At 72.6% G+C, this 13,440-nt stretch carries 13 protein-coding genes and 1 riboswitch; of the genes, 7 read left to right on the forward strand and 6 right to left on the reverse strand.

The window, feature by feature from the left end:
• The first annotated feature begins 29 nt into the window (after positions 1–29).
• From M2163_RS16595 to M2163_RS16605, 3 genes are all read left to right on the forward strand, one after another.
• Positions 30–662: a TetR/AcrR family transcriptional regulator gene (locus M2163_RS16595; RefSeq protein WP_280894325.1), complete on the forward strand. Its 633-nt coding sequence runs from the start codon at positions 30–32 to the stop codon at positions 660–662.
• A gap of 387 nt (positions 663–1,049) precedes the next feature.
• Complete coding sequence (locus M2163_RS16600; RefSeq protein ID WP_280852005.1) at positions 1,050–1,655, forward strand: DUF4126 domain-containing protein; 606 nt, start codon at positions 1,050–1,052, stop codon at positions 1,653–1,655.
• Positions 1,656–1,716: 61 nt separating this feature from the next.
• A complete protein-coding gene (locus tag M2163_RS16605) occupies positions 1,717–3,219 on the forward strand; it encodes an NAD(P)/FAD-dependent oxidoreductase (RefSeq protein WP_280894326.1) in 1,503 nt (500 codons plus the stop codon).
• Between the two features lie 16 nt (positions 3,220–3,235).
• On the opposite strand, the gene M2163_RS16610 is transcribed toward M2163_RS16605, so the two are convergent.
• The 6 genes from M2163_RS16610 to M2163_RS16635 all read right to left on the reverse strand — a co-directional run bounded on the left by M2163_RS16610 (position 3,236) and on the right by M2163_RS16635 (position 8,621).
• Positions 3,236–4,210, reverse strand: a complete 975-nt coding sequence (locus M2163_RS16610) for a hypothetical protein (protein WP_280894327.1) — start codon at positions 4,208–4,210, stop codon at positions 3,236–3,238.
• Between the two features lie 56 nt (positions 4,211–4,266).
• On the reverse strand, positions 4,267–5,190 hold the full coding sequence (metF, locus tag M2163_RS16615) for a methylenetetrahydrofolate reductase [NAD(P)H] (protein ID WP_280852002.1): 924 nt from the start codon (positions 5,188–5,190) through the stop codon (positions 4,267–4,269).
• 123 nt (positions 5,191–5,313) lie between these two features.
• Positions 5,314–5,964 (reverse strand): thiamine phosphate synthase, encoded by a 651-nt coding sequence (gene thiE, locus M2163_RS16620; RefSeq protein ID WP_280894328.1) that lies wholly within the window; start codon positions 5,962–5,964, stop codon positions 5,314–5,316.
• A 96-nt stretch (positions 5,965–6,060) separates the two neighbouring features.
• Positions 6,061–6,432 (reverse strand): Rv2175c family DNA-binding protein, encoded by a 372-nt coding sequence (locus M2163_RS16625; RefSeq protein ID WP_037719469.1) that lies wholly within the window; start codon positions 6,430–6,432, stop codon positions 6,061–6,063.
• Positions 6,433–7,023: 591 nt separating this feature from the next.
• On the reverse strand, positions 7,024–8,238 hold the full coding sequence (locus M2163_RS16630) for an FAD-dependent oxidoreductase (RefSeq protein ID WP_280894329.1): 1,215 nt from the start codon (positions 8,236–8,238) through the stop codon (positions 7,024–7,026).
• Positions 8,239–8,270: 32 nt separating this feature from the next.
• Positions 8,271–8,621, reverse strand: a complete 351-nt coding sequence (locus tag M2163_RS16635) for a hypothetical protein (protein ID WP_280851999.1) — start codon at positions 8,619–8,621, stop codon at positions 8,271–8,273.
• Positions 8,622–8,673: 52 nt separating this feature from the next.
• Positions 8,674–8,785: riboswitch (TPP riboswitch) on the forward strand.
• On the opposite strand from M2163_RS16635, the gene thiO reads away from it, so the two are divergent.
• The 4 genes from thiO to pknB all read left to right on the forward strand — a co-directional run bounded on the left by thiO (position 8,783) and on the right by pknB (position 12,990).
• Positions 8,783–9,940, forward strand: coding sequence for a glycine oxidase ThiO (thiO, locus tag M2163_RS16640; RefSeq protein WP_280894330.1), 1,158 nt, complete (start codon positions 8,783–8,785; stop codon positions 9,938–9,940). Its footprint overlaps the riboswitch before it by 3 nt.
• Positions 9,937–10,137, forward strand: coding sequence for a sulfur carrier protein ThiS (gene thiS, locus M2163_RS16645; RefSeq protein ID WP_020119880.1), 201 nt, complete (start codon positions 9,937–9,939; stop codon positions 10,135–10,137). Before thiO ends, thiS begins: the two co-directional genes overlap by 4 nt.
• Positions 10,138–10,140: 3 nt before the next feature.
• Positions 10,141–10,935, forward strand: coding sequence for a thiazole synthase (locus M2163_RS16650; RefSeq protein ID WP_280851997.1), 795 nt, complete (start codon positions 10,141–10,143; stop codon positions 10,933–10,935).
• Between the two features lie 117 nt (positions 10,936–11,052).
• On the forward strand, positions 11,053–12,990 hold the full coding sequence (pknB, locus tag M2163_RS16655; RefSeq protein WP_280894331.1) for a Stk1 family PASTA domain-containing Ser/Thr kinase: 1,938 nt from the start codon (positions 11,053–11,055) through the stop codon (positions 12,988–12,990).
• The last annotated feature ends 450 nt before the right edge of the window (positions 12,991–13,440 follow it).

Consider the following 13,440-nt stretch of genomic DNA (forward strand, 5'->3'; position numbering starts at 1 on the left):
GGGCCCCCTCGCCTGTGAGAATCAGGACCATGGAAAGCACCAGCGCCACGGCGGGCGTCAGCACACGCCGCGAGGCCACCCGGCAGAAGCTCTACGAGGCGGCCGTCACGCTCATCGCCGAGCAGGGCTTCTCCGCCACCACGGTCGACGAGATCGCCGAGCGCGCCGGCGTCGCGAAGGGCACGGTCTACTACAACTTCGCGAGCAAGTCCGTCCTCTTCGAGGAGCTGCTGCGGCACGGTGTGGGCCTGCTCACCGCCTCGCTGAGGGAGGCGGCGGAGGCGACGGCCCGCGCGGGCGGCGGCAAGGTGGACGCCCTGGACGCGATGATCCGCGCGGGCCTGGTCTTCATCGACCGCTATCCGGCCTTCACCCAGCTGTACGTGGCCGAGCTGTGGCGCACCAACAGGGCCTGGCAGTCCACGCTCATGGTGGTCCGTCAGCAGGCCGTGGCGGTCGTGGAGGACGTACTGCGCGAGGGCGTGGAGAACGGCGAGTTCAGTGACGAGATCGATGTCCCGCTGACCGCCTCCGCCCTGGTCGGCATGGTCCTGGTGGCGGCCCTGGACTGGCAGTCCTTCCAGCCCGAGCGCTCCCTGGACGACGTGCACGCGGCGCTGTCGCGGCTGTTGCAGGGGCGGGTGAGCGGGCGCAGGGGCTGACACCGGGCCGCCGTGCGAAAGCGCCGGTCCGTTGTGGCCGCGTCCCCCGCGGGCCACCTCGAACCGGCGCCTTCTCCCCCGTACCCCCGTGCGTCCCCCCGTTCCCCCGTTGGGCCCCCGTTCGGTCGTTCCCCCGCTCTACGGGTTCCCCCGTGCCTCGCTCCCGCCGACCTCGGCCGGCGGAAGGAGCGGATCCGGGGCGGCTCCGTTCCGGCGCCCCGTGTCGCCGGTGCCGGAGCCGTTCCCCTTCGCCGTGCCCCCACTCTCCCGTTCACGCAGGTCGAGGCCCATCCGCGCGCGTACTCATCTCAGCCCCTAGGTACGGATACTCAGTCCTGGGCACTCACCCCCACGACGGCTTCTGGCCGACTGGTTACGATCGCGTCCGTGTCCGTACTCCCCCTGGTGTTCACCAGCGGCTGGGCCAGCGGCGTCAACGCCTACGCGGTGGTGCTGCTGCTCGGCGTGTTCGGCGCGACAGGGCTGAGCGACGACGTCCCCGAGACCCTGCAGCGCCCCGAGGTCCTCGTCGTCGCGGGCCTGTTGTTCCTGTGCGAGGCGGTGGCCGACAAGATCCCGTACGTCGACTCGGCGTGGGACTCCGTGCACACCGTGGTCCGGCCGGTCGCCGGCGCCTGGGTCGGAGCGCTGCTCGCGGGGCAGAGCGGTTCGCTCAACGACGTCGTCGCGGGCCTGGTGGGCGGTTCGACGGCGCTGGCGAGCCACACCGTCAAGGCGGGCACGAGGATGGCCGTCAACACCTCCCCGGAGCCCTTCAGCAACATCGCGGTGAGCCTGGCGGAGGACCTCGGCGTGGCCGGCATCGTCACGTTCGCGATGTTCCACCCGGAGGCGGCGGCGGTCATCGCGGGCGCACTGCTCGTGGCGGGCCTGGCGGTGCTCTACTTCCTGATCTCCCGGATCCGCAGATTCCGCCGACGCAGGGCCCAGCGCCGGGAGGAGAGACGACTGGCGGCACGACCACCCACCTGAGAGCGCGGGGCACCACCCCTACCGGCCGGAACTGTCAGTGGCGGCCGATAAAGTCGCAGGCATGGCACGGATTGCGGTGATCGGCGCCGGGACGGGCGCGATGGCGGCCGCCGCCCGGCTGGCCGTCGCGGGCCACCGGGTGGCGGTGTACGAGCGTACGGAGACGTACGGCGGAGCGGTGCGCCGGTTCGAGCGGGACGGGTTCGCCTTCGACACCGGGCCGGGACTGCTCACCCTGCCCGCGGTCTACCGCGATCTGTTCGTCAAGACCGGCAAGGAGCCGCTGGAGTCGGTCGTCGACATGGTCCAGGTCGACCCCTCGTCACGGCACGTGTTCACGGACGGCACCGAGGTGTCCCTGCCGAACGCCTCCCGCGCGGGAGTGGTCGCCGCGCTCGACGAGGCCCTCGGCACGGGCGCGGGCGCCCGCTGGGGCGACTTCCTCATCCGGGCCCGCGAGGCCTGGGACCGCACCCGCAGGCCGCTCCTCGAGGAACCGCTGTGGCCCAACTGGCAGGTGCTGGCGCGCGAGCCGTACCCCGCCGTGCCGCACAAGCGGCTGCTGCGGACCCGACGCGCCGTCACCCTGGCCGAGATCGGCGCCTGGGAGCTGCGGGACCCCCGCCTCGCCGCCCTGCTGTACGGCCACGCGCTCGCGTACGGCGTCGATCCCGGCACCGCGCCGGCCAGCGCGGCCGTCCTGCCGTACATGGAGCACGCCTTCGGGATCTGGTACGTCAGAGGCGGCGTACGGGAGTTGGCGCGGGCGGTGTACGAGCGGTGCGTCCTGCGCAAGGTCGAGTTCCACTTCGGCGCCGAGGTGACGGGCGTGGTGGAGAAGGACGGTCGCGCGGCGGGCCTGGAGCTGGCCGACGGAACCGTCGTGGAGGCGGACATGGTCGTCGGCACCGGACCCCGGCGCCTGCGCGGGCTGGTGACGGGTCGTGAGCTCTACGGCCCGGAGGACGTCCGTCCCGACGCCGAGGACCTGCACCCCGGCCGGGTCGTGGTGTGCCTCGCCCTGCGCGGCGCCCGCGAGCCGGGCGCCGTGCACCGCACGGTGGTGTACGGCCCCGATCCGGAGGGCGAGCTGGACCTGTTCCGGCACGGGGGGACGCCCGAGCCCACCATCCGGATCGACCGGCCGGACGACCCCGCCTTGCGCCCCGACGCGGACCACGAGTCCATGGTGCTGACGGCGACCGTGCCGTGCGGCCGCGGGCACGACTGGGGCACTCCGGGGGTCGTCGACGCCTTCGCGGACAGGATGGTCGCCGCCGCCGAGCGAGCGGTTCCTGGACTGCCCGAGAGGATCCTGTGGCGCGAGGTGCGCACACCGGTGGACACCGAGCGGGAGACGGGCGCCTTGGGCGGAGCCGTCCCGCCGCCCTCCCTGGCCGGTGGCGAAGGCACCCTGCACCCGTCCAACAGCACGGCGGTGCCGGGGCTGTTCACGGCCGGCGGCTGGTCGCATCCCGGCGGCGGCCTCGCCCACGCGGGCATGTCGGGGGCGCTGGTGGCCGGACTGATCGTGGAGGGACCGGACTTCCGCGGTTCTCAGTGAGGGGAGCCGCCCGGCGTCAGAAGCGGTACTGCTCGTCGTACCCGTGGCCCTGGTTCTGCTGCCCCTGGCCGCCGTTGTCCTGGTAGTACTGCTGCTCCTGCGGGAGTTCGCCGCCGTAGGTCTCGTCGGTGCGCTGCTGAGGCACCCACACCCCGCCGGCCGGGGTCTCCCCGCCGTACGACCCGCCGTACTGGTCGTAGCCCTGCTGCACGAACTGCTGCTGGCCGCCGTAGGAGGTGTCGTAGGAACCCGCGCCGTAGGTCTGGGTGCCGATGTACGGGTCGGAGTAGGCGGCGTACTGCTGCTGTCCGGACGGGTCGTAGCCGTACTGCTGCTGGTCGTACCCGGTGTAGCCGTCGTAGCCGTAGCTCTGGTCGGCGGCGGCCGTCGCGTACTGGTCCTGGGTCTGGCCCGCGGCGGCGTAGGACTGGTCGCCGGTGTAGCCGGAGTCGTTGTACACGCCGTAGGAGCCGGTGTCGTCGGGCAGGGGCTGCGGTTCGTAGACGGCGGTGCTCTCGGCGGCCGTGGGGGCGCCCGAGCGCGCGGGGGTGAAGACGTCGTCGCGGTCGTAGTCGTCCTGGCCGTATCCGGCGGTGTCCGGCCGGCCCTGGTCGTAGCCGGTCTCGTCGCCGTAGGCCGCGTCACCCGTCTCCAGGCCGGAGACCTCCAGAGCGGGCTCCTCGCCGCCGCGCTCCCGGCGGGACTTCTTGCCGCCGGTCAGACCGCCCAGTGCGGCGGGCGGGTTGACCGCCCAGCCCTGCTCGAAGCCACGGCGGAACGACAGGGTGACGTAGGTCTGGCCGACCGCGAAGGCGATCGCGCCCAGGCCGATGACGATCACCGACGGGATCAGCACGCCGAGGACCACGCCGAGGAAGCCGACGAAGGCGAGCAGCCGCCAGCGCAGTCGCGCCTTGTACTGCAGCAGCACCTCGCCGAGCAGCCACAGCGCGACGAATCCGAACGCGATGTAGAGGACCGTCCAGCCCATGTACGCCCCTCTCCCAGTGACCGCTACGCAGTGTGTCGTATGTCCGTGCGGCCGGTCTAGGCCTGCGGTGGATGGTGCAGGCCCAGGTTTTCGTAGATTTCCAGCGTCGCCGTGGAGTTGTTGAGCGTGATGAAGTGCAGTCCGGGCACTCCCTCGGACAGCAGCCGTGCGCAGAACTCCGTGGCGAACTCGATTCCGATCGAGCGTACAGCGGCCGGATCGTCCTTTGCTGTGAGGATCCGCTCTTTCAGGACGGAGGGGATGCTCGCGTTGCTCAGCTGCGGGAGCCGCTCCAGCATCCGCACGCTGGTCACGGGCATGACCTCGGGAATGACGGGGGTCTCGCAGCCGGCCGCGTGGACTCGGTCACGCAGCCGCAGATACGACTCCGGCTGGAAGAACATCTGGGTGATCGCGTAGTCGGCGCCTGCGCGGCACTTGCCGACGAAGTGCTCGACGTCGGTGTCCCAGTCGGCGGAGCGCGGGTGCATCTCCGGGAAGGCGGCGACACCGACACAGAAGTCGCCCGACTCCTTGATGAGCCGGACGAGTTCGGAGGCGTAGGTCAGGCCCTGCGGATGGGCCAGCCAGTCGCCCATGGGGTCGCCGGGCGGGTCGCCGCGCACGGCGAGGATGTTGCGGATCCCCGCGTCGGCGTACTGGCCGATGATGTTGCGCAGCTCCGCGATGGAGTGGTTGACCGCGGTGAGGTGGGCGACCGGGGTCAGGGTGGTGTCCGCGACGATCTGCTGGGTCTCCTTGACGGTGCCCGCGCGGGTGGAACCGCCGGCGCCGTAGGTGACGGAGACGAAGTCCGGGGCGACCGCCTCGACCCTCCTGAGCGCGCTCCACAGGTTCCGCTCACCCTTGGGAGTCTTGGGCGCCGAGAACTCGAAGGAGTACGTCGTCTTGCCCGTGGCGAGCATGTCGCGCACGGTGCGTGCGCGGTCAGTCCTGGTGGATGCGGTTCCTAGGGCCATACCGGCAGGTTAGCCAGGGGGCGACGGTCACCCAACCAGATCAGGGAAATTTGCCCGTTTTGTCGACTTGTTGTCCACCCCTCGGACACTGGGCCGATCATGCGACCGGTCGTCGGCGGGCCGTCACCGCGTGTCACGCAACCGCTTCGCGAACTCCGCGGCGGCCGCGCCGGGATCGTCCGCCTCGGTGATCGCGCGGACGACGACGACCCGGCGGGCGCCGGCCTCCAGGACCTCGTCGAGGTTGCCGAGGTCGATGCCGCCGATGGCGAACCAGGGGCGGTCGGTACCGAGGGCGGCGGTGTGGCGGACCAGGTCGAGTCCGGGAGCGTGCCGGCCGGGCTTGGTGGGCGTCGGCCAGCAGGGGCCGGTGCAGAAGTAGTCCACGCCCTCCTGCACGGCGGCCGCGGACGCCTCCGCCTCGGCGTGGGTGGAGCGGCCTATGAGGATGTCCTCGCCGAGGATCGCGCGGGCGGCGGGGACGGGCAGATCGCCCTGGCCGAGATGCAGTACGTCGGCTGCGGCCGCGTGGGCGACGTCGGCCCGGTCGTTGACCGCGAGGAGCTTGCCGTGCCGGGCGCAGGCGTCGGCGAAGACCTGGAGGTGCTCCAGTTCCTCGGCCGCCTCCATGCCCTTGTCCCGCAGCTGCACGATGTCGACACCGCCGGCCAGGACCGCGTCCAGGAACTCGGCGAGGTCGCCCTGGCGCCTGCGGGCGTCCGTGCACAGGTAGACGCGGGCGTCGGCGAACTGGGTGCGGGCGGTGTCGGGCATGCGTGAGTCTCCCCCGGGGTTCGGTGGCGTACGGGCCGTGCCGGACCGCGGCCGTGGTCTCTGGCGGTCACGGCCCGTACGCCGGTGTGGTTCGGATCAGACGGCGAGCGCCTGGGCCCGGCGCTTCACCTCCGTGCCGCGATTCTCGCTCAGGGCCTGCGCGGGGGTGCCGGGCAGGCTGTCATCGGGCGTGAAGAGCCACTCCAGCATCTCTTCGTCGGTGAAGCCGTCGTCCCTCAGGAGCGTCAGGGTCCCGACCAGGCCCTTGACGACCTTCTGCTCGGCCCCGTCGATGAAGGCGGCGGGGACGTGCAGCGCGCGGTTCTCACCACGGCGTACGGCGATGAGCTGGCCCTCCTTGACCAGCTGCCGCACACGCGTCACCTCGACGTCGAGCATCTCTGCGATGTCGGGGAGGGTGAGCCAGGCGGGGACGAGAGCATCGATCTTTGCGTCAATCTCGGTCACGGGATTAAGCGTGCCATCCCGCACTGACAGTCGGAAGCCGGGGCGCCTCCGGCGGGGGAACGGGGGTATGCCTCACCGGGCACGGACAGCCACGGAACCAGACGGCGCCGGCCGCCGGGATCGGGTGGGCCCCAGCCGTCGGCACCAGTCAGATCTCCGCCTCCAGGACCAAGTGGGTCCCGGCCGGCTAGCGCAGACGGGCTCCACCCGGCAGAGCCCCGGCCGCGCGGCAGACGGGCCGGCCGTCCGCACCCCTCTCAGGACCAGGCACGTCCCGACCCTCAGAACCGCACGGGCGCCGCCCTCAAGACCAGGCAGATCCCAGCCGGCCTGCGCCGACAGACTCCGCCCGGCCCATAACGGCAGAGCACCGACAAGGCGCGGCCGACGGGCCGAGCTGCCCCCGTCGCCCTTGCCACCACCCACGCACCCCAGCCCAGCCAGACCCCCGCCCTCAGAAACAGCCAGATCCCAGCGGGGCCGCCGACAGACTCCGTCCGGCCGATCGCAGCGGAGCCCGGCGGGCCGGGCCGTCCGACCGCCCGCCAGTCCACGCCATGCGACCGCCCGGGCAACCGCCCGCGTCGCCCCCTACGCCGTCGCCGCCTTCAGGGGCCTTGCCGGGTCCACCAGCAGTTGCGGGTTCATCTCCGTGCCCGCCTCGATCAGGCGGCGGCCCTGGGCCAGGTCGCGTGGGCGGCCCACGGCGAGGAGGGCCACCAGGCGGTTCTCGCGCAGCCAGCACACCGTCCAGGCGGGACCGGACGGCTCGCCGCGCCACAGGGTCGTGTCGGCGGAGGCGTGGTGGCCGACGTACTGGACGAAGCGGCCGAACTGCTCGGACCAGAAGTACGGGACCGGGTCGTAGACCGTGGGCGTCTCGCCCAGGATGTCGGCGGCCACCGTGCGGGGGCCCTGGAGGGCGTTGTCCCAGTGGTGGACCAGCAGGCGCTCGCCGTACCGGCGCGAGGGGAAGGAGGCGCAGTCGCCGACCGCGTAGACGTCCGGTACGGACGTGCGCAGCCGGTCGTCGGCGACGACCTCGCGGTGGGCGCCGAGCTCGATGCCCGAGCCGGCGAGCCAGGCCGTGGCGGGCCGGGCGCCGATCCCGACCACGACGGCCCCCGCGGCCAGCCGGGAGCCGTCGTCCAGGACGACCGCGCCGGGCTCGACGCGCTCCACGCGCGCGTGGGTGCGCAGGTCGGCCCCCGCGTCCGCGTACCAGGAGGTCATCGGCGCGGCCACCTCGGCGGGCAGCGCGCCGGCGAGCGGCCGGTCGGCGGCCTCCACGACCGTCACCGCGCAGCCCGCCTCGCGCGCGGCGGTGGCGAACTCGGCGCCGATCCAGCCCGCGCCGACGACCACGATGTCGTGCTGCCGGGCGAGCACGGGCCGCAGCCGCTCGGCGTCGTCCAGCGTGCGCAGCAGATGCACCCCGGGCACGCCCTCGGTGCCCGGCAGCCGGATCGGTTCGGCGCCGGTGGCGAGGACCAGGACGTCGTACGGGAAAGGCCCGGTCTCTGTGTCCAGTTCGTGTGCCTCGGGGCGCACGCCCAGCACCTCGCGGCCGAGCAGCAGTTCGATGCCGAGGGCCTCGAAGTCCACGTCGAAGGCGGAACCCTCGGCCTTGCCCAGCAGGACGGCCTTGGAGAGCGGCGGGCGGTCGTACGGCTGATGGGGTTCCGCGCCGATCAGGGTGACGGTTCCCGTGAAGCCCTGTTCGCGCAGGGCGACCGCGGTCTGGACCCCCGCCATGCCCGCGCCGACCACGACCACCCGCCGCTGCGCCTGCGTCTGCTCGCTCATTTGATCACCATAGTCAGCTGACAATCAGTCAGTCAGGAGTCGTGCGCAGTGACCTGCTCCACAACGCTCGTCCCGCTGCCCGGCTGCGACTCCCACTCCCACGTCTCCTCCAGCCGCACCCGGCCGTCGGGAAGCTCCACGACCGTCGAGACGCAGTGCCCGGAGGAGGTCGTCCCGTCCTGCTTGAGCTGGACGTACCGGAAGTCGAGCCGGTCCCCCGCGCGCGTGCCGACGAGATGTCCGCGCACGACGTCACCGCCCGCGTACTCGGCCCAGATCTCCCCGTCCTTCTCGTGGTAGGCGAACCGGGTCCGCGTACCCACCTGACCTGGGGCCTGATCGGCCACCGGGGCGAGGACGAGGCCGTCGAGCGAGCGGGGCATGGTGGAAGGCTCCCTTACAGAGGCACACGGGCACGGGCTAGGGTGGCCAACGTAGAGCACTCGCGGGAGCCCGGACGCACCGGGCTGAGAGGGAGGCTGGCGGCCTCCGACCGTACGAACCTGATCCGGGTCATGCCGGCGAAGGGAGGGGCTGGACGCCCATGTCCTCACGTACGTCAGACGTCCTCGTCGTCGGGGGCGGCATCATCGGCCTGGTCACGGCCTGGCGGGCCGCACAGCGCGGTCTGAGCACGGCCGTCGTGGACCCCGAACCGGGCGGCGGGGCCGCCCAGGTGGCCGCCGGGATGCTGGCCGCCGTCACCGAACTGCACTACGGCGAGCAGACCCTGCTGGGCCTGAACCTCGCCTCCGCCCACCGCTATCCGGCCTTCGCGGCGGAGCTCACCGAGCTGACCGGACACGACCTCGGCTACCGCCGCTGCGGCACACTCGCCGTCGCCCTGGACGCCGACGACCGCGCCCACCTGCGCGAACTGCACGCGCTCCAGCGGCAGTCGGGGCTGGAGTCGGAGTGGCTGTCCGGACGGGAGTGCCGGCGTCTGGAGCCGATGCTCGCGCCGGGCGTACGGGGCGGGCTGCGGGTGGACGGTGACCACCAGATCGATCCGCGCCGACTCACGCGCGCGTTGCTGGCCGCGTGCGAGCGGGCGGGTGTGACGTTCCACCGCGCGTGGGCGCACCGTCTGCGTGTCGTACGGGACCGGGCCGCCGGGATCGCCACCACGGACGGCGAGGAACTGGGGGCGGACCAGGTGGTGCTCGCCGCCGGAAGCCTCAGCGGCCGTCTGGAAGGGGTCCCTGAGGCCCTGCTGCCTCCTGTGCGGCCCGTGAAAGGGCAGGTGCTGCGCCTGACCGTGCCGCAGCGCCACGCGCCCTTCCTGAGCCGCACCGTGCGGGCCGTCGTGCGCGGCAGCCAGGTCTACCTGGTCCCCCGCGAGAGCGGCGAGCTGGTGATCGGCGCGACCAGCGAGGAACTGGGCTGGGACACCACGGTGACCGCGGGCGGGGTGTACGAGCTGCTGCGGGACGCACACGAACTGGTCCCCGGCATCACCGAGCTGCCGCTGACGGAGACCCGCGCGGGACTGCGCCCGGGCTCCCCGGACAACGCCCCGCTGCTCGGCCCGACGGAGCTGCCCGGTCTCCTGCTGGCCACCGGGCACTACCGCAACGGCGTGCTGCTGACGCCGGTCACCGGGGACGCGCTGGCCCACGCGCTGACCACCGGTGAACTGCCGGAGGTGGCCCGCCCGTTCACCCCGAGGCGTTTCCTGGAGTCCGTGGAGCAGCCCGCATGAACATCTCCGTCAACGGGGAGCCGCGCCAGTTCGCCCCCGGCACGGCTCTCGACACCGTCGTGCGGGCGCTGACGCCCGCGCCCTCCGGGGTGGCCGCCGCGCTCAACGAGACCGTCGTCCCGCGCGCCCAGTGGCCCTCGACCTCCCTCGCCGAGGGAGACCGCGTGGAAGTCCTCACCGCCGTCCAAGGAGGCTGACCCATGGCCGACGATCCCTTCGTCCTCGGCGGCACGTCCCTCTCGTCCCGGCTGATCATGGGCACGGGCGGGGCGCCCAGCCTGGAGGTGCTGGAGCGGGCCCTGGTCGCCTCCGGCACCGAGCTGACGACGGTCGCGATGCGGCGGGTGAACCCCTCGGTGCACGGCTCGGTGCTGTCCGTGCTGGAGAAGCTCGGCATCCGGGTGCTGCCCAACACCGCGGGCTGTTTCACCGCCGGGGAGGCCGTCCTGACGGCCCGTCTCGCGCGCGAGGCGCTCGGCACCGACCTGGTGAAGCTGGAGGTCATCGCCGACGAGCGCACCCTGCTGCCGGACCCCATAGAGCTGCTGGACGCGGCGGAGACCCTGGTCGACGACGGGTTCACGGTGCTGCCGTACACGAACGACGACCCGGTGCTGGCCCGCAAGCTGGAGGACGCGGGCTGCGCGGCGATCATGCCGCTGGGCTCGCCGATCGGCTCGGGCCTCGGTATCCGCAACCCGCACAACTTCCAGCTGATCGTCGAGCACGCGCGCGTGCCCGTGATCCTGGACGCGGGGGCGGGCACGGCGTCGGACGCGGCGCTGGCGATGGAACTGGGGTGCGCGGGTGTGATGCTCGCCTCGGCGGTGACGCGGGCACAGGAGCCGGAGCTGATGGCGCACGCGATGCGGCACGCGGTGGAGGCGGGCCGGCTGGCCCACCGGGCGGGGCGCATCCCCCGGCGGCATTTCGCCGAGGCGTCGTCCCCCGTGGAAGGCAGGGCCGTACTGGATCCGGAACGCCCGGCATTCTGAACACGCGTTCGATCCGGGACACGGGCAGGTGCGACCTCCGTCACAGGTCAGCTGCAGTACACCCCTGTGGCCGCCGAACCGGATGGACTGTCAGCCGCGGCTCGTACACTCGCCTGCGTGGATACGACGCTTCAGGACCCGCTGGTCGGGCAGGTGCTCGACGGCCGCTATCGCGTGGACGCGCGCATCGCGGTCGGCGGGATGGCCACGGTCTACCGGGCCCTGGACACCCGCCTGGACCGCGTGCTCGCGCTCAAGGTGATGCACCCCGCGCTGGCGGCGGACGGGACCTTCGTCGAGCGGTTCATCCGGGAGGCCAAGTCCGTCGCCCGGCTCGCCCACCCCAACGTGGTGCAGGTCTTCGACCAGGGCACCGACGGGCCGTACGTCTATCTCGCCATGGAGTACGTCGCCGGCTGCACCCTGCGTGACGTGCTGCGCGAGCGCGGGGCCCTGCAGCCGCGCGCCGCCCTGGACATCCTGGAGCCGGTGCTCGCCGCGCTGGGCGCCGCACACCGCGCCGGTTTCGTGCACCGCGACATGAAGCCGGAGAACGTCCTGATAGGGGACGACGGCAGGGTCAAGGTCGCGGACTTCGGGCTCGTGCGGTCCGTGAACACCGTGACCAGCACCACCGGAGCCGTTCTCGGCACCGTGTCCTATCTCTCACCCGAGCAGATCGACCAGCCGGGCGCCGCGGACGCCCGCGTCGACGTGTACGCGTGCGGTGTCGTCCTGTACGAGATGCTGACCGGCAGCCAGCCGCACGAGGGCGACTCCCCCGCGATCGTCCTCTACAAGCACCTCCACGAGGACGTCCCGCCCCCCTCGGCGGTGGTCCCGGGGCTGCCGTACGAACTGGACGAACTGGTCGCGTCGGCCACCGCCCGCACCCCCGACCTGCGCCCGTACGACGCCGTGGCCCTGCTCGCGCAGACCCGTGAGGCCCGCGGCAGGCTGAGCACCGAGCAGCTGGACGCGATGCCCCCGCAGGCGCTCGCCGCGGAGCACGCGGGCGCCGAGAACCGTACGAGTGTGATCCCGCGGACCCTGACCGTGCCGCGCCTGCTCCCGGTCAACGAGGACGAGCCGGAGCCGGTCCACCATCGCACCAGCGTCCTGGAGAGTCCGCCGCTGCCCCCGACCCGGCGCGACCGCTCCTCCGGCGGCTCCCGGCGCGGCCCGCTGCTGATCGTCGCCGCGGTCCTGCTGGCCCTCGGACTCGGAGCGGGCGTCTGGTACATCAACTCCGGCCAGTTCACCCAGGTCCCGGCGCTGCTGGCGAAGACCGAGGCGCAGGCCAGGGACCGGCTGGACGACGCCGGTCTGGAGACCGGCAAGGTCACCTACGCCTACAGCGACACCGTGCAGCGCGGCACCGTCATCAGCACGGACCCGGGGGTCGGCAGCCGGATACGGAACCACGACTCCGTGTCCATCACCGTCTCCAAGGGCCCCCGGACGGTGAAGGTCCCCGACGTGGACGGCTGGACCCTGAGCAAGGCGAGAGCCCGGCTGAAGTCGGAGGGGCTGGAGCCGGGCATGGTCACCCGGGAGTTCAGTGAGGACGTCCCGAAGGGCTTCGTGATCAGCACCGACCCCGAGGGCGGCACCACGCTGCGCGCCGGCTCGGCCATCGCGTTCACCGTCAGCAAGGGCGCCCCGGTCGACGTCCCCGACGTCACCGGCGAGGACCTTGCCGACGCCAGGGCCGACCTGACGGAGGCCGGCCTGAAGGTCGAGGTCGCCACCACCCGGGTCAACTCCGAGTACGACGCGGGCCAGGTCGCCAAGCAGACCCCGGCCCCCGACAGCCAGGCGGCCGAAGGTGACACCGTCACGCTGACGATCTCCAAGGGCCCGGTGATGGTCGAGGTCCCGGACGTCACGGGCGACAGCGTGGACGACGCCAAGTCCGAACTGGAGGCCGCGGGCTTCCAGGTCGACGAGGACCGCGGACTGCTGGGCCTGTTCGGCGACACGGTGAAGAAACAGTCGGTGAAGGGCGGGGACACGGCCCCCAAGGGCTCGACCATCACGATCACGATCCGCTGACGGACGCGCGGCGGGGGTGCGGGGTTCGGTCGTGGGGCGGGTGCGGTCCGGTGGGGGCTGGTCGCGCAGTTCCCCGCGCCCCTGAGTAGGCACAGTCCCCCGCGCCACAACGAACCGTTCACCACCTCACCCCCGGTCGTGGGGCCGGTGCGGGCACGTCGTGGCTGGTCGCGCAGTTCCCCGCGCCCCTGAGTAGGCACAGTCCCCCGCGCCACAACGAACCGTTCACCACCTCACCCCCGGTCGTGGGGCCGGTGCGGGCACGTCGTGGCTGGTCGCGCAGTTCCCCGCGCCCCTGAGTAGGCACAGTCACCCGCGCCACAACGAACCGTTCACCACCTCGCCCCCGGTCGTGGGGCCGGTGCGGGCACGTCGTGGCTGGTCGCGCAGTTCCCCGCGCCCCTGGGTAGGTGCAGTCACCTATGCCAGGACGAACCGTTCGCCACCTGA

Origin of the sequence: Streptomyces sp. SAI-135 (assembly GCF_029893805.1) — a bacterium.
Lineage (GTDB): Bacteria > Actinomycetota > Actinomycetes > Streptomycetales > Streptomycetaceae > Streptomyces.

Excerpts from the sequence above, each read along its gene's own strand:
- M2163_RS16595 (WP_280894325.1), top strand. The coding sequence starts at position 30 with ATGGAAAGCACCAGCGCCACGGCGGGCGTCAGCACACGCCGCGAGGCC.
- M2163_RS16605 (WP_280894326.1), top strand. The coding sequence starts at position 1,717 with ATGGCACGGATTGCGGTGATCGGCGCCGGGACGGGCGCGATGGCGGCC.
- M2163_RS16610 (WP_280894327.1), bottom strand. The coding sequence starts at position 4,210 with ATGGGCTGGACGGTCCTCTACATCGCGTTCGGATTCGTCGCGCTGTGG.
- metF (WP_280852002.1), bottom strand. The coding sequence starts at position 5,190 with ATGGCCCTAGGAACCGCATCCACCAGGACTGACCGCGCACGCACCGTG.
- thiE (WP_280894328.1), bottom strand. The coding sequence starts at position 5,964 with ATGCCCGACACCGCCCGCACCCAGTTCGCCGACGCCCGCGTCTACCTG.
- M2163_RS16630 (WP_280894329.1), bottom strand. The coding sequence starts at position 8,238 with ATGAGCGAGCAGACGCAGGCGCAGCGGCGGGTGGTCGTGGTCGGCGCG.
- M2163_RS16635 (WP_280851999.1), bottom strand. The coding sequence starts at position 8,621 with ATGCCCCGCTCGCTCGACGGCCTCGTCCTCGCCCCGGTGGCCGATCAG.
- thiO (WP_280894330.1), top strand. The coding sequence starts at position 8,783 with ATGTCCTCACGTACGTCAGACGTCCTCGTCGTCGGGGGCGGCATCATC.
- thiS (WP_020119880.1), top strand. The coding sequence starts at position 9,937 with ATGAACATCTCCGTCAACGGGGAGCCGCGCCAGTTCGCCCCCGGCACG.
- M2163_RS16650 (WP_280851997.1), top strand. The coding sequence starts at position 10,141 with ATGGCCGACGATCCCTTCGTCCTCGGCGGCACGTCCCTCTCGTCCCGG.